Genomic DNA, 21,661 nt, shown 5'->3' on the forward strand with positions numbered 1-21,661 from the left:
AATCCAAAAGGAATTGTTTTATCAGGTGGTCCTGGCAGTGTATACGATGACAATTCACCACAAATAGATGAAGAGATATTTAACCTAGGGATCCCTATATTAGGGATTTGCTATGGTATGCAGTTAATGGCGAAACAACTAGGGGGGAGCGTTGAACAAGCGAACCACCGAGAATATGGCAAGGCAACGATTGACGTAAAAGAAACATCAAGTCTGTTCCAAGCACTACCTGATGAACAGGTCGTTTGGATGAGCCATGGTGACCTTGTAACTCAAGCACCTAATGGATTTGTTGTTAACGCAACTAACCCTTCTTGTCCAATTGCTTCATTTAGTCATGAAACTAAACACTTGTATGGTGTACAATTTCACCCTGAAGTTAAACACTCTGAACATGGTAATGATCTTTTGAAAAACTTTGTATTTAATGCGTGTGAATGTGACGGAGAATGGACGATGGAAAACTTTATCGACATGCAAGTTGAAAAGATTCGTGAAGAAGTAAAGGATCGAAAAGTGTTATGTGCTTTAAGTGGTGGTGTTGACTCATCAGTTGTTGCTGTTCTTCTCCATGAAGCTATTGGTGAACAATTAACTTGTATATTCGTAGACCATGGCTTATTAAGAAAGAATGAAGCAGATGATGTTATGAAGATGTTTGAAGAAGGATTTAATATAAACGTTATTAAAGTTGATGCTAAAGATCGATTCCTATCTAAATTGAGTGGGGTAAGTGACCCGGAAGAAAAACGTAAAATCATTGGAAATGAATTTATTTACGTATTTGACGATGAAGCAGATAAGTTAAAGGATATGGATTATTTAGCGCAAGGTACACTTTACACGGATATTATTGAAAGTGGTACTGATACAGCACAAACAATTAAGTCACACCATAATGTTGGCGGATTACCAGAACATATGCAATTTGACTTAATTGAGCCTTTAAAAACATTATTCAAAGATGAAGTACGAAAATTAGGCGAAGAGCTAGGTATTCCTGAACATATTGTATGGCGCCAACCGTTCCCAGGACCAGGACTTGCGATTCGTACGTTAGGAGAAGTGACAGAAGAGAAGTTAGAGATTGTACGTGAATCAGATGCCATTTTACGCGAAGAGATAAAATTGAATGATTTGGAAAAAGATGTATGGCAGTATTTCACGGTTTTACCGGGAATTCAAAGTGTTGGGGTACAAGGTGATGAGCGTACTTACAACCATACAGTCGGCATACGTGCAGTTACGTCAGTGGATGGCATGACTTCTGATTGGGCACGACTTCCTTGGGATGTACTTGAAAAGATTTCAAATCGGATTACCAATGAAGTGAATGGTGTTAATCGAGTTGTTTATGATATTACGAGTAAGCCACCTGCAACAATTGAGTGGGAATAGTTTAATGTAGTATAGACAGACCCTAGCCGTTTTTTGATTAAATGGTTGGGGTTTTTAACTTGGGCATAATAAAACCCAGCGAAGGGACTTTTTAGTCTAAGCCTCTAGCTGGGTATAAGTCTAAGTTAAACTTTTTTCTTCGGTTTAACTTTAGGTAAAATTTTATTGTTCGTAATTTTACTATTCAGGTCCCAAGTTGTTTCATCATTTGGATCATATTGTTCAATAAATTTAACAACTTCTTTTGTGATTGGAGTTGGTGTAGAAGCCCCTGCTGTAACTGCGATCTTTTCACACTGATCAAGCCATTCTAACTTGATTTCTGAAACATCGGCGATACGGTAAGCTTCTGTACCAGCTTTCTCTTTAGAAACTTGTGCTAAACGATTGGAGTTGTTACTTTTCGGGTCACCGACAACTAATGTTAAGTCAGCGTCTCCTGCCTGTTCAGCTACTGCTTCTTGGCGAACTTGTGTCGCCATACAAATTTCTTGAATCATTTCGGTTTGAGGATACTTTTCCTGTACTTCTAACATAATATCGTAAACATCCCATTGGCTCATTGTCGTTTGGTTTGTAACAACAATCTTAGAACCTTCTGGGAGGTTTAAGTTTTCTACCTCGTCTTCTGTCTGAATCAAGTGAACATGGTCTGGTGCGACTCCGACAGCACCCTCAGGTTCTGGGTGTCCCTTTTTACCAATATAGACTACTTCATAGCCTTCTGATACTCTTTCACGGATTAAATCATGTGTACGTGTAACATCAGGACAAGTCGCATCAAGAACTGTTAAACCTTTATCTTCAGCTACTTTCTTAACTTCTGGTGATACACCGTGAGCAGTAAAGATTACGGTTCCTTCATCAATGTCTTGTAACAATTGATCACGCGTACGGTCTTTACCATCTAAAGTAATAACACCTTCATCTTCGAAAGCTTGTGTAACATGACTGTTGTGTACAATCATCCCTAATATATAAATTGGTCGTGGTAAGTTTGGGTCTTTAGCAGCGTTACTTGCAATAACCATAGCATCTACCACACCGTAACAATATCCCCTTGGAGCAATTTTAATGACTTCCATGAAAACATGGCCTCCTCATATAATCATCTCTATTCGTTATTATAATGGTTATAGACGAGTTTGACAAAATCTTTCTATCAGTAGCATTTATAATTTGTGTCATTTATAATGAAACTTGATAGTAAAGGAGTTCGAGAATAATGAAGAGATATTTCCAATCGTATGACTTACAAAACAATACGTTAAATGTAGTTGAACAGTTAAAGTTCAAACACCCTACAGAAATTCAGCAACGTGTCATTCCACAGGCTTTAAAAATGAAAAGCATTATTGGCCAATCACAAACAGGTACAGGGAAGACCCATGCGTACTTAATTCCTATGTTTGACCGAGTTAATAGTGAGCAAGATGACGTGCAAAAAATAATCATTGCACCAACGAGAGAGCTAGCGATGCAAATCTTTGAAGAAGTAAAAAAAGTAATAAGTTTTTCAAATGAGAAGTGGACAGCAAAGCTAGTGATTGGTGGTACAGACAAGCAGCGTTTACAGCAAAAGCTACAAAACCCACCACACATTATTGTTGGTACACCAGGTAGGATTTTAGACTTTATCGAAGAAGGTACAATTAATGGTTCAACAGTCAACAGTGTTGTGGTCGATGAAGCTGACTTATTAATTGACCTTGGTCTTATTCAAGAAGTGGATCAAATTTTATCCCGAATGTATGAAGATATTCAAGTTATGGTATTTTCAGCTACAATTCCAAAAGGGTTACAACCATTTCTTAAAAAATACTTAACAGCACCTGAACATATTCAAATTGAAGAAGATGTGTTGAGTCCTGAACAGCTAGAACATCGTTTAATTCCATTACGACATAGGCATCAAGCAGATTTGATTTTAGAAGCTTCAAAGCTTATCAATCCGTATATTGCATTAGTATTCGTCAATAAAAAGGAACATGCTGATGCATTAGCTGAACAATTGCTAGAGAAAGGCTTAGAAGTTGGTGTCGTTCACGGTGGACTAAAGCCACGAGAGCGTAAAAGAGTGTTAAAAGAATTAAGGTCCTTGAGGTATGAGTATATCGTAGCGACTGACCTTGCTGCTAGAGGGATTGATATTCCTGGAGTAAGCCACGTATTTAATGCTGAGATGCCATACGACGTTGATTCCTATATACACCGCGTCGGTAGAACGGCACGTGCTGGTTTAGAAGGTACTGCTGTTAGTTTTTATGAAGAAAATGACATAGAGCTAATTGAATCACTTGAATCAAAAGGTATCGAATTTTTAAACTATGATATTAAAAAAGGCGAATGGGTCCAGGTTAAAAAATGGAATGAACGTAAACAGAGACAAAAAGCAGAAAATGAATTAGAATCAGAAGCGTGGAAAAAAGTTAAAAAACCAAAAAAAGTTAAACCAGGCTATAAAAAGAAAATGAAAAATGAAAAGGAACAAATAAAAAAACAAATGAATCAGAAACAATTTAAGAAAGGGAAACGTAAATAAAGGGAGGAGACTTAGCAATGAGACTAGGATCACACGTATCAATGAGCGGGAAGAAGATGCTACTTGGGTCAAGTGAAGCGGCTGTATCTTATGGTGCAAACACTTTTATGATTTACACTGGAGCCCCTCAAAACACTCGTCGTAAAGCGATTGAAGAATTAAATATAGAAGCTGGTACTCAACATATGGCGGAAAACGGTATTGATGACATCGTTATTCACGCTCCATATATTATTAATATTGGAAACACGAATAAACCTGAAACGTTTGAATTAGGCGTGAACTTCTTACGTTCAGAAATCGAAAGAACAGAAGCAATCGGGTCTAAACAAATTGTCCTTCACCCGGGCTCCCATGTTGGGGAAGGTGCAGACAAAGGAATCAATAAAATCATTGAGGGTTTAAATGAAGTTTTTGATGAAAAGCGTGATGTTCAAATTGCTTTAGAAACGATGGCAGGTAAAGGCTCAGAAATTGGCCGCTCTTTTGAAGAACTAGCACAAATAATTGATGGTGTAACACACAATGAACGGCTATCTATTTGTTTAGACACTTGTCACGTTCACGATGCAGGGTATGATATTGTAAATGATTTTGACGGTGTACTAAAAGAATTCGATAATATAATTGGTCTTGATCGTTTAAAAGTATTACACATTAATGACAGTAAAAATGAACGTGGTGCCCGAAAAGACCGACATGAAAACATCGGCTTTGGTCATATCGGCTTTGAGGCACTTCACAATATTATTCATCATGATGATTTAATGCATTTACCTAAAATATTAGAGACACCTTTTGTCGGTACAGACAAAAAGAATAAAAAGCCACCTTATAAGTTTGAAATTGACATGCTTAAAGGTGATACGTTTGATGAAGACTTAAAGTCGAAAATTATGGAACAATAACTATAACAAATCATCAAGCTGGTATTGTTTTGCCAGCTGGTATAGCAACTGATAAGCTTGTTTTGCCTCGGCAGTACCAATGTTTTGTTGAATAAATTTAAAAGTTCTTAATCGGTCCTTTTCTGAAAAAGGATCGATTTTTTCTTTTTTTATAAAGCTCAAGATCATCGCTGCTTGTTCATGGGAAACAGGAATTCCGTACTCTTGACTGTACTTAACCACTTCTTCTGGAGAAGAGTGATACAACCTAGTTGTAATTAATCGCTTTAACATCAAATCAACACCCTTTTTAATACTTGGATGTTTATGTATATGCAAATAAGGGAAATCTGTGTTTTGCACCGTTTTGTTTGATTAGGAGCTGCTAATAAGTTACTATGACAAATTGTGCCCAAAAGTTACCAATTCTTTAAGGGCAAGAGAGGATGTTTACATGAATATGAAGCATTATGTTGTTTTATTTATTACAATTATGGTTATGACAACGGCATTCATCGTGAATAATATAAATTATGAACAAACTATAGAAGAGCTTAAACAGCAGCAAGAAGAGTTGAAAATTCAAAATGAATCAGTACAAAACCAGAATGAGTATTTCCAATCAATTAATTTAAAATGGGAATCAGATTTTTCATACCATAATTGGAATGAGATTGAAATGCAGGCTAATAAAATGGTTGAGGACAGTGGAGGTTCATTTGAGAAGTCATGGGCACTTTTCTTAATTCAAAAGTCTGAAGCTTATGATATAGACCCGTTCATTGTATATGAGCTAATTAAAGTTGAAACAGGTGATACGTTTGACCCAGAACTAGTTGGGCCACCAACTCAGTATGGTCATGCTTACGGATTATCACAATTTATGGAAAATACAGCACCTTGGATTGCAGATATGGCAGACCTTCCATACGAGAAAGATTTGCTTTTCGAACCAACTTATAGCATTCAATTAGCAGTAGTATATTTAGACTTTTTGTACGGTGAGTATGATAATTGGGATGAAGCTTTAACCGCTTATCACAGAGGCATTGGTGGCCTTGAACAATATCAAGAAGAAAATGGACATGCAGCTAGTTGGTATGCTATAGAGATCCAAGAAAAGGCAGAAGAAAACCGTAACTTAGCTTTCGCTAACTAAGTTGGTGACAACAAGTATAATTTATGCTCTCCCTCACACACTATAAGTACTCCTAAGGAAAGTGAGGGAAGATGAATGAGCAACGATGATCGACACCCAAGAAGTTATAGTGAAGATGATAATTATTTCGAGCAAAACAACAATTTTAATCCAACTAATGATCCCATCACTGGAATCAGAAATGCAGAAGATGGCATAAGTAACCGCAGTGATGATGTTGAATTCGCAAGTGATGCAGCGACATTTAATCCTGATGAGTTAGATGAAGATAAAATGAGAAAAGAAGAGAAAGAGTCAAGATATGAAGAGCATGTTGATGCAGGTTGGGGCTGGATCGCTTTAGCTGTATCGTTACTGTCATTCTTTGTATGGACATTACTTTTCGCCGTTATCGGCGTAGTGATGGGTATATACGCTAAGCGTCGTGGTGCCAATACGTTAGGTAACATAGCGATTGGTATAGCGATTGCAGCAGTAGCGATTAGGTTGTTCTTATTTCCGATAATATAGATGTACGGTCTGCCTATTTGGCAGGCCTTTTTTTATGTAAAAACCTCCAAATGGATTAACCATTTGGAGGTTTGCATTTATGCTTCTTGTTCTTCTTTTTGTTTTTGATAATGCTCTTCAGCTAATTTGTCGACTTCTTTCTTAAGCTCATCGACCATTATTTCTTCAGGTACTTTTCGGATAATTTCACCGTGTCTAAATAGTAAGCCTTCGCCACGGGCACCAGCAATACCAATGTCAGCTTCACGAGCTTCACCAGGACCGTTTACTGCACAACCTAAAACAGCCACTTTAATTGGTGCTTTAATGTTTTGAATATACTCTTCGACTTCGTTTGCAATCGAAATTAAATCAATTTCAATTCGGCCGCATGTTGGGCAAGAAATTAAAGTAGCTGCATTGGCAGCAAGCCCAAATGATTTTAATAATTCTTTAGCAACTTTAACTTCTTCAACAGGGTCTGCACTTAATGAAATGCGGACAGTGCTTCCAATTCCTTTACTTAATATTGCTCCTAAGCCTGCAGCGCTTTTTACTGTTCCAGCAAATAAAGTACCAGATTCAGTAATACCTAAGTGAATAGGGTAAGAAATCTGTTCAGCTGCCTTTTCGTATGCTTCAACTGCTAAATGAACATCAGAAGCTTTTAAGGATACGACTATATCGTGAAAGTCTAAGTCCTCTAAAATCTTAATATGGTGTAAAGCACTTTCTACCATAGCATCAGCTGTTGGGTAACCATATTTTTCTAATAAATGGCGTTCAAGCGAACCAGCATTAACACCAATACGAATAGGTATACCTTTTTCTTTTGCTGCATTAACAACAGCTTCAATACGTTCACGCTTACCAATATTACCAGGGTTAATACGAATTTTATCTGCTCCACCTTCAATAGCTTTTAAAGCTAAACGATAGTCAAAGTGAATATCTACAACAAGTGGAATGTTAATTTGTTTTTTAATTTCTGGAATGGCATTCGCAGCACGGTCATCTGGACATGCTACACGAACAACTTGACAACCAGCTTCTTCTAAACGGTGTATTTCATTAACTGTTGCTTCTACATCATGTGTTTTTGTAGTCGTCATTGATTGAATAATGACTTCATCTTTCCCGCCAATCATGACATTTCCGACACGGACAGGTCTTGTATCTTTACGATGTGTGATCGTAGACATCTTTCAACTCTCCTTTTATATACAATGGAAAATTTTAAGCTCTCCATAAAGAATCATAACATAAGTTTAGTTTAACATGCTAACTTAGATAACTGCTATAATAAATATATAGTATTTAATATGTCAGAAAAATGCATTAAAATATAAAAAAGGGAGGGAATATGATGATTGAAAGTGTATTAGGAGTATTTGTCATTACTGGGGTTGCGATGTTCTTTTTCTTTGCTGAAATCTTAATCCGTTTAAGAGGGTTAGGTGCCTTAATTGGTGTGATCACAATAGGGTTGTACTTTTCATCATTTTTATCCACGACGGATTTAATATTAGTCGGATTGGGCTTTGCTTTAGGACTCGCATTGATTATTGCTGATGGCAAGTTTGTTAATGATGGGATTTTAGGCGTTATCGGGTTTTTTGTAGTATTATTTTCAGTAGCTTTCGCTGCTCCTGATGGTATATACGCGACATATAGTATTGCTGGTGTCATTTTAGGTTCTTTAAGTAGTTTAATCTTAATTAGAATTGATACATTACCGAAGCGTGCTATGTGGGGAAAATTAGCTTTAAAAGATCAGCTAACAAGTGAAAAAGGGTATAATTCTTTAAATGAATCCTACAAGGAGTTAGTTGGAAAAGCAGGGGTGACTGAATCAATGTTAAGGCCTACAGGTACAGTTAAGATTGAAGATGAAAGATACAGTGCTGTATCTAATGGTCAGTATATAGAACCTGGTCAGAATGTAAAAGTTGTAGCAGTCGATGGAACGAAAATATTAGTTGAAAAAGAACAGAGCAGTGAGGGTTAATCCTCATTGCTCTGTTGTTTAGGAATATGCTTTAAGACTAAGTACATTATGATGAAACTACCTAACCAAAATATTATTCCGGATAAATTTTGTTGAATACCTGTCCATTGAATGATGCTTACAATGATCGTAGGTAAAGTGGCCACATAAACAGCTAATTTCCAAATGCCACTAAACTGCGCTTCACGATTTAACGATTTATTTCCGATGAAACCAGCAAAACCTAACAGTGTAACCTCTGCTAGCTTAATGACAAAGGAAATAAAGAAATAAATAATAGTTGATACCAAAATCAAAGTTAAAATAAATTGATCTAATCCATCAACAATTTGTTGTAACGTAAAGTCCCCACTCGAAATAACATCATCATATAAGAAAGAGTAATGATTACGGTCAGTGACGAGGGTTGCTTGATCTGATTGGAAGTATAAAACGACATTACCTTCTGCTTGTTCAAAACCTTCTTCTGTAAAAGCAATAGAAGTATTACCTTCTTCAACTAGAGATCGGTCTTCATCAAGGTTGACAGTATCCCCGTCAAAATGTCCAGTTAACTCCTCAGCTATTGTCGACTCACTTATTTGGTTCACTGCTTGTTGTGAATCGAATGCCATAATAGCGGCATATGGTATTGCCAATAAAAACATAAGAGTTATTAAATAAACAATTGGTTTGCTTATTTTTTCTGATCTTAACTTGGCAACATTTTTAAAGTTAGACAAGCTCCAAACGAATCTTTTTATTATATTAACCTTCATGCAATTCCTCCCATATAGCTCTTTACTATAATATCTAACAACAACCTTGCGAACAATAATTTTATATCATTTTTTATAATTAAATAGCTATTGTTAAGTTTTTGTAAAGAATGTCGAGAATAGGTTTACTTTGTTGAATGTGTCAGAGCATAATGGACTTGTTGAAATCAACATAGATAAACATATTTTAATCTGAGGTGAGGAATGTGGAAGAAGTTTCAGTTCAACAAATGATATTCCTGTTTGTTGGTGGACTAGGTCTTTTCTTATTTGGTATTAAGTACATGGGGGATGGATTACAACGATCAGCTGGTGACAAGTTAAGGGACATTTTAGATCGTTTTACAACAAACCCTTTTATGGGTGTACTTGCTGGTATTGTCGTAACTGTTCTTTTACAAACAAGTACAGGTACAACAGTATTAACTATTGGTTTAGTTAATGCAGGTTTCATGACATTAAGACAAGCTATTGGTGTTATTATGGGTGCCAATATAGGTACTACAGTAACTGCATTTATCATTGGTATAGACATATCAGCATATGCTTTACCTATTTTAGCAGTCGGTACATTTTTACTGTTTTTCTTCAAAAATAAAAAAGTTGTTTATTTTGGACAAACGGTGTTCGGTTTTGGAGCTATTTTCTATGGATTGGAACTAATGAGTGACGGTCTAAGACCTTTAAGAGGAATGCAGGCATTCCAAGATTTGACTGTTACGATGAGTGATATACCTTTATTAGGTGTTGCAATTGGTACTATTTTCACAGTTAGTGTTCAAAGCTCTACAGCTGCAATTGGTGTATTACAGTCATTACATGCTGAAGGTGCAATAGAACTTCAAGCAGCTTTACCTGTATTATTCGGAGATAACATTGGTACGACAATTACTGCTGTATTAGCAGCAATGGGTGCGAGTGTTGCAGCTAAGCGAGCAGCAGCTTCACACGTAATATTCAACTTATTAGGTACAACAGTCTTTTTAATACTATTAATTCCTTTCACAATGGCAGTAGAATGGTTTAGAGATGTATTAGTATTAGAACCTAGGATGACCATTGCGTTTGCGCACGGAATCTTCAATGTTACTAATACAGTGATCCAATTTCCATTTATAGCTTTATTAGCATTAATTGTTACAAAGCTTGTACCTGGTGATGATGCTGTCGTTGATTCGAAGCCTAAGCATTTAGACCCTATATTCTTAGAGCAATCACCTTCAATGGCAATATCTCAAGCTAAAGCTGAAACACTCAGAATGGGTGAAGTTGCAATAAAAGGTTTAGAGCAAACACGAGAATATTTAAATTCAAATCAACCTAAAAATGCAGAAATCGCATTATCACTAGAAGATGCAATTAATAACTTGGATAAGAAAATTACGAACTACTTAGTGCAAGTATCTAGCCAAGATATTACACAAGCAGATAGTAATGTCCATTCGACGGTAGTTGATGTCGTTCGTGATATGGAACGTATTGGTGACCACTTTGAAAATATCGTTGAACTGAATGAATATAAAATTGCTAACAAAGTCCATTTAACAGAGCAAGCAATGGAAGACTTAAATGAAATGTTTGACTTAACCGTTGAAACGGTAACGCAGGCTATTAAGGCGTTTGAAGATGGAGATGTTGAGTTAGCGAAAAAAGCAATGGAAAAAGAGAATAAAATCGATGAGATGGAAAGAGTTTATCGTAAGAAGCATATTCATCGTTTGAATGAAGGTAAATGTTCTGGCACTGCTGGAATTATCTTTGTTGACATTATTAGTAACCTAGAACGAATTGGAGATCACGCATTAAATATTGCTCAAGAAGTTAATCATGAAGAATAAGTAAAAGTTCAAGACAGGCTGCGCACATTAGCCTGTCTTGAATATTAAATTAAATTCTTTTGTTAAAAAAAACAATCACCTCTGTTGACAACCCTACAGTATCATGGTAAATTATATCTCGTCGCTGTTGATAGCTTTTAACTTAACAGCACGTTCATAAAACATACCTTTGTTATTTTCCAGCGTAGCTCAGAGGTAGAGCAGTTGGCTGTTAACCAATTGGTCGCAGGTTCGAATCCTGCCGCTGGAGCCATGGCGCGTAGCTCAGCTGGCGAGAGCGTACGGTTCATACCCGTGAGGTCGGGGGTTCGATCCCCTCCGCCGCCATTACAAAATAATAAAAAACTTACATACTTAAATATGAATATGGCGGTCGTGGCGAAGGGGTTAACGCACCGGATTGTGGCTCCGGCACTCGTGGGTTCGATTCCCACCGATCGCCCCATTACTTAAGTGGACCCTTAGCTCAGCTGGTTAGAGCTATCGGCTCATAACCGATCGGTCGCAGGTTCGAGTCCTGCAGGGTCCACCATTACAATTTTATATTTTATTCGGAGGAGTACCCAAGTCTGGCTGAAGGGAGCGGTCTTGAAAACCGCCAGGGGCTTCACGGCCCGCGGGGGTTCGAATCCCTCCTCCTCCGCCATTTAAATCAAGCTTATAATAGAGCTTTTTTTTTATGTTAAAATTTCTTCAAGAAATTTCTATATGCTTAGTCCAATCATTTTCAAACTTCTTATAATACCTTACAATCGCCGGTAAATACTCCTTAAGGTCAGGGCAAGTAATACCTTCAATTTGTAGCTCCTTGTTCGTTTCTGAACAATCAAAATCCGAATTACAATAAAAATAGTCTAACGCCTCTTTTTCGATTCTGAACCACTTACGGAAAGTGGAGAAGGATAAAAATGCTTTGCCAATTGTAAGTGGAACATTCCCGATAGGATTCTTACCTAAGTATGCTTGTGTAAACATTTCATAAACAGCTTGAGCATGGTATGGATTAGGATCTGTTAGATGGAATGTTTTATCTTTACTTGTGTTACTGTGTGCTAAATGCATAGTTCCTTTTACAATATAATCAATTGGTACAAAATTAGCTAAGGCGTTTCCTTTTCCTAAATAAGGGATCAGTGGCAGTGATTTTAATCTTTGTAAATAGTTTAAAATAAAATATGGCCCATCGAATTTGCTCGTTGAACCGCTTTGCGAATGACCAATTACAATTCCAGGACGAATTATTGTAGTCGGAACATTTGGTTTAATCGCTTCAGTCAGTTTTTCAGCTTCAAATTTAGTTTTTTCATAATGATTTTTAAATGATTGTCCTTCGTCTAATTCATGTTCGTAAATTTTCCCTTCTCGGTTACCAGATACATAAGCTGTGCTGAAATAGACTAATCGGTCTAGATGGTCACATTGACTGACAAAGTTGTTAACATGTTTTGTACCAATAACGTTTACTTTATGAGCAATGTCGTAAGGTACAGCTAGATCATATAAAGCGGCTAAATGAAAAACATGAGTAACGTCATGTTGGATATTATTAGCCATCTTTTGATTAATACCTAGTTTTTCTTTAGTGATGTCCCCTTTAACAATAGTCAACTTGTCTCTTGCGACTTTTTCTTCGATCACGATATGGTTCAATAAGCTATTAGCTTCATCAATAGCTTGTTCTAAAACAAGTAAGTAAATTTGGTCAAAATCTTTTTGACGAATAATTTCACGGATTAAGTTTGCGGATATAAAACCAGGAAACCCAGTAAATAAATATGATTTCATCTTAATCACCTCATTTAAAATTATTTTACCATATAATTCAGAATATTAAATTTCATAACAACTATGTGTTTTAATAATTTGTTTTTAGGGTATTGAATTTATGAAAGTACTTTTAAGGCAAAAAACTTGCATATCAGCCATTCGGTTGATAACCTTTTACTGAGTGGAAATTCAGAAAATACTTTCCACCGTATTATGTTGAAGGAGGAATTAATTATGGCTAAATTTGAACTACCAGAATTACCTTATGCTTACGATGCATTAGAACCCCACATCGACCAAGAAACAATGAACATTCACCACACGAAACACCATAATACGTATGTGACGAAGTTGAATGCTGCTCTAGAAGGGCATGCCGATCTTCAAGACAAATCATTAGAAGAACTACTTCAAAACCTAGACTCACTTCCAAGTGACATTCAAACTGCAGTACGTAACAACGGCGGTGGTCACGCTAACCATACATTATTCTGGAGTATTCTTTCACCAAATGGTGGCGGAGAGCCGACAGGTGAATTAGCAGACAAAATTAAAGAAGCTTTCGGTAGCTTTGATCAATTCAAAGAAGACTTTGCAGCAGCAGGCGCTGGCCGTTTCGGGTCAGGTTGGGCTTGGTTAGTTGTAAAAAACGGTAACTTAGAGATTACATCTACACCAAACCAAGACACACCGGTTATGGAAGGTATTACACCAATCTTAGGATTAGACGTTTGGGAGCATGCTTACTACTTGAAATACCAAAACCGTCGTCCGGATTACATTAATGCATTCTGGAATGTTGTCAATTGGGATGAAGTAAGTAAGCGTTACGAAGAAGCTAAATAATAATCATCAAAGCTTGTACCTATTTAGGTGCAAGCTTTTTCTTTTTGGTTTAGTTGCATAAGCGACTTCTTATTGCAAAAACTACAGATAGAAACGAGGGAGTTGTATGTTGCTAAATCGCTTAAGTCATGATGTGAGTGATCATGAACGCAAAAACTTATACTTACTTCTAGCCATTGGGCTGTTATATACACTTGGGATTTTTCTTTCTAACATTTTCGTCAACATCTTTTTATGGAAACAATCTGAAGATATACAAGTAGTGGCTTTTTACAATTTATTTATTGCAATCTCGCAAACGTTAATTTATATTCTGTTTGGTAAGTGGGCGAAAAAGATTGACCGAATATTAATATTAAGAGCGGGAATCACGTTAATATCAATCTTTTTTATATCAGTATTAGCGTTTGGAGAAAACGCTGCTCATTATAATCTTCTTCTAGGGAGTTTGTTAGGTGCTGGTTATGGATTTTTTTGGTTAGCTTTTAATGTATTAACGTTTGAAGTAACGGAACCTTACACACGCGACTTCTTTAATAGTACTTTAGGAATGTTGCAATCATTTAGTGGAATGGTCGGACCTATAACGGCTGGTTTTATTATTACAGTGTTAACAGGGTACACTGGATATTTAGCCATCTTTTTTATTTCATTTATTTTGTTTATTTTAGCTGTCGTTTGTAGCTTTTTTATCGAGAGAAGACAGATTGAAGGAAATTATGCCTTGCGCGTTGCATTAAACGAAAGACAGGAAAACGTAAATTGGAAAAGACTATTAAATGCTCACTTTTTTCAAGGGACGAGAGAAGGAGTCTTTTTATTTTTAGTCGGTTTATTAGTATATATGGGAACACAAAGTGAAATGACAGTTGGTATTTATAACTTCATCTATGCCGCTACTTCTTTGTTAGCATATCAAGTCGTAGCGCGTGTAGTTACTCCTGCTAACCGTATTAAATTTATTACGTTTGGTGCAATTAGTATGTATTTAGCGATTTTTTGGTTACTCATTTCAAATTTATCTTACGAATTCTTTATTTTTGGAGCGATTGTTGGTATTGCTTTCCCGTTATTTTTTGCTCCATATATGTCGATCTCATACGATGTGATCGGTAAAGCAAACCAAGCTCGCGAGTATCGAATTGAGTATATCATTTTACGTGAAATTTTCTTGAATTTAGGCCGTGGAACATCGTTATTACTCTTTTTACTCGGTTTACTTTTCATGGATCAATCATTGTGGATTCAGTACGGAATAGTTATTTTTGGAGTTGGCTATTTAATTGTTAACATTTACCTAGCCAAAATTGTGAAAGAAAGCCCTAAGACTTAACAAATCTTTACCATTCTCCCCTTATTTAATATATGAAAAGATGCTATAATATGTATAGCATTTAAGGGGAGGAGCTTACATTGAAAAATAAAAAAAGTAAATCACATTTACCTCTTCGCTTAAATTTATTATTCTTCTTGATCTTTTTACTTTTTTCGATGCTAATATTACAACTTGGCGTCGTACAAATATTATATGGGCAGGATGCACAAGAAGAGATTGACCGTACAGAACAAGATACTTCTGAAACACCTGTACCTCGAGGAAGAATGTTTGATCGAACAGGGGAGCTAATCGTAGATAATGAGCCTGTATTGGCCATTACTTATACACCACCGAAAAATGTTCAACCTGAGGATAACTTAGAGATTGCTGAACAGCTAGTCGATTATATTGAAGTCACTTCAGACGGACTATTATCACGTGTAACCGAGCGAGATATAGAAGACTATTGGATCTTGCAAAACTTTGAAGAAGCGTATAGCCGACTGGATGATGAAGAGCTTGAACTTAGTGATTCTGAACAATATCAATTAGTTCTAGATCGGGTAACTGATGAAGATTTAGGAGAAATCTCTGATGAAGAGATGAACGTAATAGCACTGTTTAGAGAGCTTAATCAAGCAAGTGCGCTAACGCCTCACATTATTAAAAGAGATATTGAAAATGATGAGTATGCTGTAATTGCTGAAAACTTAAATCGATTTCCAGGGGTTAATGTGACGACGGACTGGGATCGGGTTCATTTATTTGGAGACACCTTTTCTAGCTTCTTAGGTGGAATTACAACAACTCGACAAGGTATTCCGGATGAAAATTTAGATTACTTTTTATCCCGTAATTACAGCCGAAATGACCGTGTCGGTAGAAATGGACTGGAAGATCAGTACGAACAATATTTAGCTGGTCAAAAAGAAGTACGTGAACACATCACGGACTCTAATGGTAATGTCATTAGTAGTGAGCTGATCAGAGAAGGAGAGCGTGGAAAAGACTTAGTCTTGTCAGTTGATATGGAATTACAACAGCGTCTTGATGAAATTGTTGGTGAAGAATTAACGGAGGCTGTTGAAGAACATCCTAGCGAACATTTAAATCATGCATTAGCTGTCATGATGGACCCTAATACAGGTGAAATATTAGCGATGTCTGGTCAAACGTATGATCGCGATGCAGAAGATGAAAGTGAACGTTTAAGTGATGAAGCTTTCCGTGCTGTATATGATGCTTATATGCCTGGTTCAACAATTAAAGGTGCTACTATCTTAGCTGGATTTGAAGAAGGTGTCATTAGCCCTGGTGAAGTGATAAGTGATCGTACTGTGAGGCTGCCATCAAATCAAGGTGGTGGCGATCTAAGTTTTAGCTCACATAGTAGGTTAGATTCACTAAATGATATTGGAGCATTACGTGAATCATCGAACGTTTATATGGGCTTCATTGCGTTAAGAATGAATGGGGAAATGAGACATCAATACGATTTTAGTAATACAACGATGAATTATAGTCGTGAAGGTTTTCAAAACTTAATTAATTATTATAGTCAGTTTGGTCTCGGTGTGGAGACGGGACTAGATTTACCTTATGAAACAACTGGTACGACTACTCCATATGGAGACGTTCCAGTGCCCGGTTTACAGATGCAATATTCGATTGGACAGTACTTCCAATACTCTACTTTACAGCTCGGACAATATGTTTCGACAATTGCCAATGGCGGATATCGGATTGCGCCATCACTCGTTCGTCAAATGCATAGTGCTGGTGATACTGACGGGTTAGGACCTTTATATAAAGCAAATGAGTCTAAAATATTAAACCGTATCGATATGGATGATCGTTATATTGAAAGGGTCCAAGAAGGGTTTAGGCAAGCGTTTCAAGAAAGTAGTGGTACAGGGTCAACCTATTTCGGAGATAAAGATTACAATCCTGCTGGTAAAACAGGTACAGCTGAGGTACCACTCTTTGAACGTGGAGAACAAATTGCAGACGTGAACAACTTAAACTTAGTCGGTTATGCTCCGTTTGATGAGCCAGAGGTTGCTTTTGCAGTTGTCGTACCACATACCGATCCAAACTCAGATCACTCAACTAACTTACGAATCGGTGAACGTGCTTTAGATGCTTATTTTGAATTGCAAGAAGAGCGTCAAGGTACAGCTGAGGAAGAATTAGAAGGCGAGGTTGAGTTAGAAGAAGATAATTAAGAAGATAGCTCTGAGGAAGAGTAAACAAAAAGGGTGCACATTGGTCACGACGACCTTGTGCACCCTTTTATGTTAAAAGCATTGGTATATTTGTTTATTTGAAATAATATAATCAACAGGAATGTCGTAATCATCGTAAGGGATCGACCGGACAATTTGTTCTTCCATGGCAATTGATAGCTTGGTACCTCTAAATTCTTTTAAAAACCGATCATAATAGCCTCCACCATATCCAATTCGATAACCGTTATGATCAAATAACAATCCTGGTACGATGATTAAATCAATTTCATTGGATGTAACTTGTTCGCTTATCCTTTCTTTCGGTTCATACAAATCAAGATACACATTTTCTAGTTCAAGTTCGTCGGTAAATTTGAAGAATTTCATTAAGTTACTTTCATGTGGATAACACTTAGGGATGACAACTAGTTTGTTTTCTTTCCAAGCTTGTTTAATAATTGGATATGTAGTTAGTTCAATCTTACGTGGGATGGTAATTGCGATTATTTGTGTTTGCTTCCAATAGTCCGTTTTAAATAACGTGTTGCTAATGACGTTAGCAGCTTCTTTTTTTTGTTCACGACTTATATGTTTTAACAAACGTTTGCTTAAAGTTCTAAATGAATGTTTGTACAATTTATACTCTCCTTTAAACAAATGGTGAAAATAGGTCTAAATATAAAGAAAAACAGCAGGTTCCCCTACTGTTTTACTTCGTTTCACGGTGTAACGTATGACGACCTAATCTTGGAGAGTATTTTTTCAACTCTAAACGGTCAGGGTTCGTACGTTTATTTTTAGTTGAGATATAGTTACGATCACCAGTTTCAGTGCAAGCTAGTGTGATTTGTACACGCATGATTTTTCCCTCCGTTTCTACATATAACTTCAATTTGACTTAACTATCATACCAAAATTGATACAAATATTCAAGGTGCAATAGGGAAGGATTTTATAGTAAACTAATTTCTCTTCTCGACTTAAAATGATAAACTATATCTATGAAACAAAACAGTAAGGGTGACAAAGATGGTATATGCGTTAGGAACACTTTTAGTTATAGGTTTATTATTACTTATCATATCCTTTTTTATGAACAATCGATTTAAAGTAATTGAAACTGAATTAGAACAGTTATCGATGGATCATATTCAAAATCAATATGTTATGAACAATAAACTTAAAGTATTAGAGGAAGAACTGTTAACTGAAACGACAAACTTAGGAGAGTACTCAAATCAACAGAGTAAAAATAATGATTTAATTAAACAAAAAGAACCGACTGTCGTTCAACGAGTTGTTGGTTTGTTTGAGGAAGGTTACAGTTTTAAAGAAATAGAAGATCAGACTGGCTTAAGTCAAGATGATATTAAAGTCATCGTCCATCAAAAGACTAACAAGCAAGCTTTTGCATAGGCTAATTAGAAAGGAATAGGTTGCAATATGAGGCCAATAATAATGGCATTTTCACTAGGTATAATAGTGACGACATTAATTATAACAGTTGTGTACTTCAATGAAGCTGAAAGTGAACAAGAAGTAGCTAATGTTGAAGCTGATGAACATGTTTCTATAGAAGAAGCACACGAGTTACTAGAAGAAGAAGGACATATTATAATGTCCCAATCTGATATGGACCAATTTGAACAATTGGAAGCAGATTACAATGATTTAAAAGAACAACTAGAAGGTTATGGAGCTCAAGAACAATTGACTGATAATCAAAACGACCATGAAATTTATACGCTAGAGATTGAATCAGGAATGAGTACACATAATATTGCTTCTGTCTTAGAAGAACAAGGCATCATTAATGATTCAAATGAATTGGTCAACTACTTAACTGAAAATGATTACAGCCGAGCTATTCAAGTTGGGACTTACGTCGTAACTTCAGAAATGAGTCATCAACAAATTGCTATTACGATAACAAATTAGATTAAAGTGGAATAAAAGGGGGGAATCGGGTTGTATATTGCTGAGAAGTATACGATGTTGAAAATGATCGACCAGTTAATCAACCACCAATTCGAAGTCCGTTATATTTCTAATGACCGTGACCTCTTTATTTTGGAAAGGTACGAAAAGAAAACGAGTCATATTATTCTTCTTAACCATAAACAATTTGATTGGGCTAACCACCTTAGGAGAGATGTCCACCAGAAAGTAAACTATTTAATGAAAAAATTAAGGTTCGTAAGAGGTAGAACAGTACATTACCACATTGCTTACTTTTCTGATTTGGCTCCAGTAGACCGGTGGGAAGACGTTAGGGAAACCAAATCATTAACAGAGAAGAAAAATGCTCAAGTTTCGGTATATTATTTTAATCAAGGCGAAAAAAATGATGAATTATCAAGATTATCTAATCAAGTTAATGAACCAGTTACAGACTATATGAACTTAGATCTAGAACCAATTTCAGAAGAAATGGATCGCCAGACTGTTTACCTCGAACAAAAAGTCGTTGGTTATCATAGAGCTAAAGAGAGAGAATTTAAGCAAGTATTCTTTTTTGGTAAAACGAGATTAACTTACCTTTTAATCTTAGCTAATTTATTTGTTTTTGCTTTAATTGAATTGAATGGAAGTAGTACAGATACATTTCACTTAATTGAATGGGGAGCAAAGTATAATCCGGCGATAGCAGATGGTGACTGGTGGCGGATTGTATCTTCTATGTTCTTACATATTGGGGCATTACATTTGTTTATGAATATGCTTGCTCTCTTTTTTCTTGGTGATGTAGCTGAAAAAATATACGGTACAAAAAGATTTCTAATCATTTATTTCTTAGCAGGGATATTTGGAGGCATGGCAAGTTTTGCGACAAATGATGCCGTAGCTGCAGGTGCCTCTGGAGCAATTTTTGGATTGTTTGGTGCATTACTTTTCTTTGGGCTAAATTATCGTGAGCTATTCTTTAAAACAATGGGAACTAGTTTATTAATTATTATTGGAATTAATATTGTATTCGGTTTTACCGTGCCCCAAATTGATAATGGTGCCCATTTGGGTGGTTTAATTGGCGGTTTCTTAGCAGCTCAAATCGTTCAATTACCTTATAAAAAAGGGAAAAGTAAACAATTGAATGCCACTATACTATTCATTTTATTGATCACTTCGATGACGGCTCATGGCGTTAACCATGCTGAAACGTCTGAAGATCCGCATTCATTAGCTTTGATTGCACAGCAGCATGTTAATAATGAAGAATACGATCGCGCAGTACGTTTGTTAACGAATGCAATCGACGAAGGAATCAATCACGAATATTTATATTTCTATCGTTCTGTTGCTCATATCGAACAAAACGAGCTTTCAAAGGCCGAAGAAGATTTATATAAAGCAATTGAGCTAGATCCTCATTTCTCAGAGGCTTTTTATAATTTAGGGGTATTATATGAGCAACGTGGAGAGCACAATAAAGCTAAAGAATATGTCGAGAAAGCGATTGATCTTAATCCTGATCAAGAACAATTTCGTGATTTTTATGACCAATTATCAGACTAAAGGGCGGGGAAATGGATGAATAGCTACCTAGATGTACAAAAACTATTAAAACGATTCGGCTCTTTTGTTTATTTAGGTGACCGAGAATCAGATATTATGTTAATGGAAGAGGAGATTAGGGAGCTGTATCAAAATAACCTAATTAGTTCTGAAGAGTTTAAGCAGGCTGTCTTAATATTACGTTCTGAAAAGAAATCGTAAAATAATTTTCGTTGTAAAATGTTTGAAAAAATGATAAAACGGGTATTAAATATATAACATTTTTGAAACTTTTTTTAATATGGAACGTCTAATATGTGGGAGAGTTTATTGTGGGAAAGTGGAGGGAGCTTCATGAATCGGATTAAAAAAATTCCGTTATTTATAATTGCAGCGATCTTAGTCGGAATAAAGACATACGTTGTATATAGATTTTATTTTGATTTATCAATTGAATCATTATTCCAAGAAATTATTTTGTTAGTCAATGCTTTTGCCATTAGTATGTTTCTGTTCTTTATCGCAGTATGGCTTAAGCCTAAAAGTCAGAAGCGGTATATACTAACGACGGGTATTATTCTTTCGATTATCATTATGGCTAACTTAATGTATTATCGTAACTTTACAGACTTTGTAACAGTACCAACGTTATTTCAAGTAAACAATGCTGGAGATCTAGGCTCAAGTGTGACTTCTTTAGTTTATTTCTCAGATATATTATTGTTTTTAGATTTAGCTTTAATTATGACGTTTATAAAACTAAATACGTTCTCAATTGAACAGTTTTCTAGTCAATTTCGTAAACGTATCGTGGCAATATCTATGACAGCTGTGATCGTTAACATGGTTCTAGCTGAGATTGAGAGACCGATGCTTTTCCAACGCGGTTTTGACCGAGAGTATTTAGTGAAAAATGTAGGTTTACCAGTTT

21 protein-coding genes, 5 tRNA genes and 1 pseudogene are annotated in these 21,661 nt (G+C 36.1%); 20 read left to right on the top strand and 7 right to left on the bottom strand.

The window, feature by feature from the left end:
• Window positions 1-1,398: glutamine-hydrolyzing GMP synthase (gene guaA, locus A194_RS0105240; RefSeq protein WP_017185815.1), on the top strand; the 1,398-nt coding region annotated here is incomplete at its 5' end.
• Between the two features lie 125 nt (window positions 1,399-1,523).
• Here the strand turns inward: guaA and A194_RS0105245 are convergent.
• Window positions 1,524-2,483: a 4-hydroxy-3-methylbut-2-enyl diphosphate reductase gene (locus tag A194_RS0105245; RefSeq protein ID WP_017185816.1), complete on the bottom strand. Its 960-nt coding sequence runs from the start codon at window positions 2,481-2,483 to the stop codon at window positions 1,524-1,526.
• A gap of 140 nt (window positions 2,484-2,623) precedes the next feature.
• Here A194_RS0105245 and A194_RS0105250 point away from each other — a divergent pair, with 140 nt between their 5' ends.
• Together A194_RS0105250 and A194_RS0105255 are read left to right on the top strand one after the other, a co-directional pair.
• Window positions 2,624-3,940 carry a DEAD/DEAH box helicase gene (locus tag A194_RS0105250; RefSeq protein ID WP_017185817.1) on the top strand — a complete coding sequence of 439 codons (1,317 nt, stop codon included), beginning with the start codon at window positions 2,624-2,626 and terminating at the stop codon, window positions 3,938-3,940.
• Between the two features lie 17 nt (window positions 3,941-3,957).
• A complete protein-coding gene (locus A194_RS0105255; protein WP_017185818.1) occupies window positions 3,958-4,848 on the top strand; it encodes a deoxyribonuclease IV in 891 nt (296 codons plus the stop codon).
• On the opposite strand, the gene A194_RS0105260 is transcribed toward A194_RS0105255, so the two are convergent.
• Window positions 4,849-5,121 carry a DUF2624 family protein gene (locus A194_RS0105260; protein ID WP_017185819.1) on the bottom strand — a complete coding sequence of 91 codons (273 nt, stop codon included), beginning with the start codon at window positions 5,119-5,121 and terminating at the stop codon, window positions 4,849-4,851.
• A 160-nt stretch (window positions 5,122-5,281) separates the two neighbouring features.
• Here A194_RS0105260 and A194_RS0105265 point away from each other — a divergent pair, with 160 nt between their 5' ends.
• Complete coding sequence (locus A194_RS0105265; RefSeq protein ID WP_017185820.1) at window positions 5,282-5,986, top strand: lytic transglycosylase domain-containing protein; 705 nt, start codon at window positions 5,282-5,284, stop codon at window positions 5,984-5,986.
• Between the two features lie 75 nt (window positions 5,987-6,061).
• Window positions 6,062-6,496 (top strand): DUF2306 domain-containing protein, encoded by a 435-nt coding sequence (locus A194_RS19330; protein WP_017185821.1) that lies wholly within the window; start codon window positions 6,062-6,064, stop codon window positions 6,494-6,496.
• A 77-nt stretch (window positions 6,497-6,573) separates the two neighbouring features.
• Here the strand turns inward: A194_RS19330 and ispG are convergent, their stop codons facing one another.
• Window positions 6,574-7,677, bottom strand: a complete 1,104-nt coding sequence (ispG, locus tag A194_RS0105275; RefSeq protein WP_017185822.1) for a flavodoxin-dependent (E)-4-hydroxy-3-methylbut-2-enyl-diphosphate synthase — start codon at window positions 7,675-7,677, stop codon at window positions 6,574-6,576.
• A 164-nt stretch (window positions 7,678-7,841) separates the two neighbouring features.
• Here ispG and A194_RS0105280 point away from each other — a divergent pair, with 164 nt between their 5' ends.
• Window positions 7,842-8,483: an NfeD family protein gene (locus A194_RS0105280; protein WP_017185823.1), complete on the top strand. Its 642-nt coding sequence runs from the start codon at window positions 7,842-7,844 to the stop codon at window positions 8,481-8,483.
• Here the strand turns inward: A194_RS0105280 and A194_RS0105285 are convergent.
• The gene (locus A194_RS0105285) at window positions 8,480-9,241 is read right to left on the bottom strand and encodes a DUF1189 family protein (protein WP_017185824.1); all 762 of its coding nucleotides are present in this window, start codon (window positions 9,239-9,241) and stop codon (window positions 8,480-8,482) included. The genes A194_RS0105280 and A194_RS0105285 overlap by 4 nt on opposite strands.
• A gap of 230 nt (window positions 9,242-9,471) precedes the next feature.
• On the opposite strand from A194_RS0105285, the gene A194_RS0105290 reads away from it, so the two are divergent.
• The 6 genes from A194_RS0105290 to A194_RS0105315 all read left to right on the top strand — a co-directional run bounded on the left by A194_RS0105290 (window position 9,472) and on the right by A194_RS0105315 (window position 11,725).
• Window positions 9,472-11,079, top strand: coding sequence for a Na/Pi cotransporter family protein (locus tag A194_RS0105290; protein ID WP_040402388.1), 1,608 nt, complete (start codon window positions 9,472-9,474; stop codon window positions 11,077-11,079).
• Between the two features lie 178 nt (window positions 11,080-11,257).
• Window positions 11,258-11,332, top strand: a tRNA-Asn gene (locus A194_RS0105295).
• Between the two features lies 1 nt (window position 11,333).
• Window positions 11,334-11,406: transfer RNA gene (locus A194_RS0105300), tRNA-Met, on the top strand.
• A gap of 42 nt (window positions 11,407-11,448) precedes the next feature.
• Window positions 11,449-11,524, top strand: a tRNA-His gene (locus A194_RS0105305).
• Window positions 11,525-11,534: 10 nt separating this feature from the next.
• Window positions 11,535-11,611 (top strand) — tRNA-Ile (locus A194_RS0105310).
• A gap of 21 nt (window positions 11,612-11,632) precedes the next feature.
• Window positions 11,633-11,725: transfer RNA gene (locus A194_RS0105315), tRNA-Ser, on the top strand.
• 47 nt (window positions 11,726-11,772) lie between these two features.
• Here the strand turns inward: A194_RS0105315 and A194_RS0105320 are convergent.
• On the bottom strand, window positions 11,773-12,864 hold the full coding sequence (locus A194_RS0105320) for an SDR family oxidoreductase (RefSeq protein ID WP_017185826.1): 1,092 nt from the start codon (window positions 12,862-12,864) through the stop codon (window positions 11,773-11,775).
• Window positions 12,865-13,080: 216 nt separating this feature from the next.
• Between A194_RS0105320 and A194_RS0105325 the strand changes: the two genes are divergently transcribed.
• The 3 genes from A194_RS0105325 to A194_RS0105335 all read left to right on the top strand — a co-directional run bounded on the left by A194_RS0105325 (window position 13,081) and on the right by A194_RS0105335 (window position 17,235).
• Window positions 13,081-13,692 carry a superoxide dismutase gene (locus A194_RS0105325; RefSeq protein ID WP_017185827.1) on the top strand — a complete coding sequence of 204 codons (612 nt, stop codon included), beginning with the start codon at window positions 13,081-13,083 and terminating at the stop codon, window positions 13,690-13,692.
• 106 nt (window positions 13,693-13,798) lie between these two features.
• Entirely contained in the window at window positions 13,799-15,025 is a 1,227-nt protein-coding gene (locus tag A194_RS0105330) for an MFS transporter (protein WP_017185828.1), read from the top strand.
• Between the two features lie 80 nt (window positions 15,026-15,105).
• A complete protein-coding gene (locus tag A194_RS0105335) occupies window positions 15,106-17,235 on the top strand; it encodes a peptidoglycan D,D-transpeptidase FtsI family protein (RefSeq protein ID WP_017185829.1) in 2,130 nt (709 codons plus the stop codon).
• Window positions 17,236-17,307: 72 nt separating this feature from the next.
• Here the strand turns inward: A194_RS0105335 and A194_RS0105340 are convergent, their stop codons facing one another.
• Together A194_RS0105340 and rpmG are read right to left on the bottom strand one after the other, a co-directional pair.
• Entirely contained in the window at window positions 17,308-17,874 is a 567-nt protein-coding gene (locus tag A194_RS0105340) for a 5-formyltetrahydrofolate cyclo-ligase (protein ID WP_017185830.1), read from the bottom strand.
• Between the two features lie 73 nt (window positions 17,875-17,947).
• Window positions 17,948-18,097 (bottom strand): 50S ribosomal protein L33, encoded by a 150-nt coding sequence (gene rpmG / locus A194_RS0105345; protein WP_017185831.1) that lies wholly within the window; start codon window positions 18,095-18,097, stop codon window positions 17,948-17,950.
• A gap of 170 nt (window positions 18,098-18,267) precedes the next feature.
• Between rpmG and A194_RS20505 the strand changes: the two genes are divergently transcribed.
• From A194_RS20505 to A194_RS0105370, 5 genes and pseudogenes are all read left to right on the top strand, one after another.
• Complete coding sequence (locus A194_RS20505) at window positions 18,268-18,654, top strand: hypothetical protein (protein WP_017185832.1); 387 nt, start codon at window positions 18,268-18,270, stop codon at window positions 18,652-18,654.
• Between the two features lie 42 nt (window positions 18,655-18,696).
• Window positions 18,697-19,176 (top strand): endolytic transglycosylase MltG, encoded by a 480-nt coding sequence (locus A194_RS17445; protein WP_017185833.1) that lies wholly within the window; start codon window positions 18,697-18,699, stop codon window positions 19,174-19,176.
• Between the two features lie 30 nt (window positions 19,177-19,206).
• Window positions 19,207-20,751, top strand: a complete 1,545-nt coding sequence (locus tag A194_RS0105360; protein WP_017185834.1) for a rhomboid family intramembrane serine protease — start codon at window positions 19,207-19,209, stop codon at window positions 20,749-20,751.
• Between the two features lie 15 nt (window positions 20,752-20,766).
• Entirely contained in the window at window positions 20,767-20,952 is a 186-nt protein-coding gene (locus A194_RS0105365) for a YqgQ family protein (RefSeq protein WP_017185835.1), read from the top strand.
• A gap of 132 nt (window positions 20,953-21,084) precedes the next feature.
• Window positions 21,085-21,661: pseudogene (locus A194_RS0105370) on the top strand (hypothetical protein); the annotation flags it as partial.

It is taken from the genome of Alkalibacillus haloalkaliphilus C5 (genome assembly GCF_000269905.1).
Classification (GTDB): domain Bacteria; phylum Bacillota; class Bacilli; order Bacillales; family Alkalibacillaceae; genus Alkalibacillus; species Alkalibacillus haloalkaliphilus_A.

Bases quoted from the DNA above. Each gene is read 5' to 3' on its own strand.
- A194_RS0105245 (WP_017185816.1), bottom strand. From the start codon at position 2,483: ATGGAAGTCATTAAAATTGCTCCAAGGGGATATTGTTACGGTGTGGTA.
- A194_RS0105250 (WP_017185817.1), top strand. From the start codon at position 2,624: ATGAAGAGATATTTCCAATCGTATGACTTACAAAACAATACGTTAAAT.
- A194_RS0105255 (WP_017185818.1), top strand. From the start codon at position 3,958: ATGAGACTAGGATCACACGTATCAATGAGCGGGAAGAAGATGCTACTT.
- A194_RS0105260 (WP_017185819.1), bottom strand. From the start codon at position 5,121: ATGTTAAAGCGATTAATTACAACTAGGTTGTATCACTCTTCTCCAGAA.
- A194_RS0105265 (WP_017185820.1), top strand. From the start codon at position 5,282: ATGAATATGAAGCATTATGTTGTTTTATTTATTACAATTATGGTTATG.
- A194_RS19330 (WP_017185821.1), top strand. From the start codon at position 6,062: ATGAGCAACGATGATCGACACCCAAGAAGTTATAGTGAAGATGATAAT.
- ispG (WP_017185822.1), bottom strand. From the start codon at position 7,677: ATGTCTACGATCACACATCGTAAAGATACAAGACCTGTCCGTGTCGGA.
- A194_RS0105280 (WP_017185823.1), top strand. From the start codon at position 7,842: ATGATTGAAAGTGTATTAGGAGTATTTGTCATTACTGGGGTTGCGATG.
- A194_RS0105285 (WP_017185824.1), bottom strand. From the start codon at position 9,241: ATGAAGGTTAATATAATAAAAAGATTCGTTTGGAGCTTGTCTAACTTT.
- A194_RS0105290 (WP_040402388.1), top strand. From the start codon at position 9,472: ATGATATTCCTGTTTGTTGGTGGACTAGGTCTTTTCTTATTTGGTATT.
- A194_RS0105320 (WP_017185826.1), bottom strand. From the start codon at position 12,864: ATGAAATCATATTTATTTACTGGGTTTCCTGGTTTTATATCCGCAAAC.
- A194_RS0105325 (WP_017185827.1), top strand. From the start codon at position 13,081: ATGGCTAAATTTGAACTACCAGAATTACCTTATGCTTACGATGCATTA.
- A194_RS0105330 (WP_017185828.1), top strand. From the start codon at position 13,799: ATGTTGCTAAATCGCTTAAGTCATGATGTGAGTGATCATGAACGCAAA.
- rpmG (WP_017185831.1), bottom strand. From the start codon at position 18,097: ATGCGTGTACAAATCACACTAGCTTGCACTGAAACTGGTGATCGTAAC.
- A194_RS20505 (WP_017185832.1), top strand. From the start codon at position 18,268: ATGGTATATGCGTTAGGAACACTTTTAGTTATAGGTTTATTATTACTT.
- A194_RS17445 (WP_017185833.1), top strand. From the start codon at position 18,697: ATGGCATTTTCACTAGGTATAATAGTGACGACATTAATTATAACAGTT.
- A194_RS0105365 (WP_017185835.1), top strand. From the start codon at position 20,767: ATGAATAGCTACCTAGATGTACAAAAACTATTAAAACGATTCGGCTCT.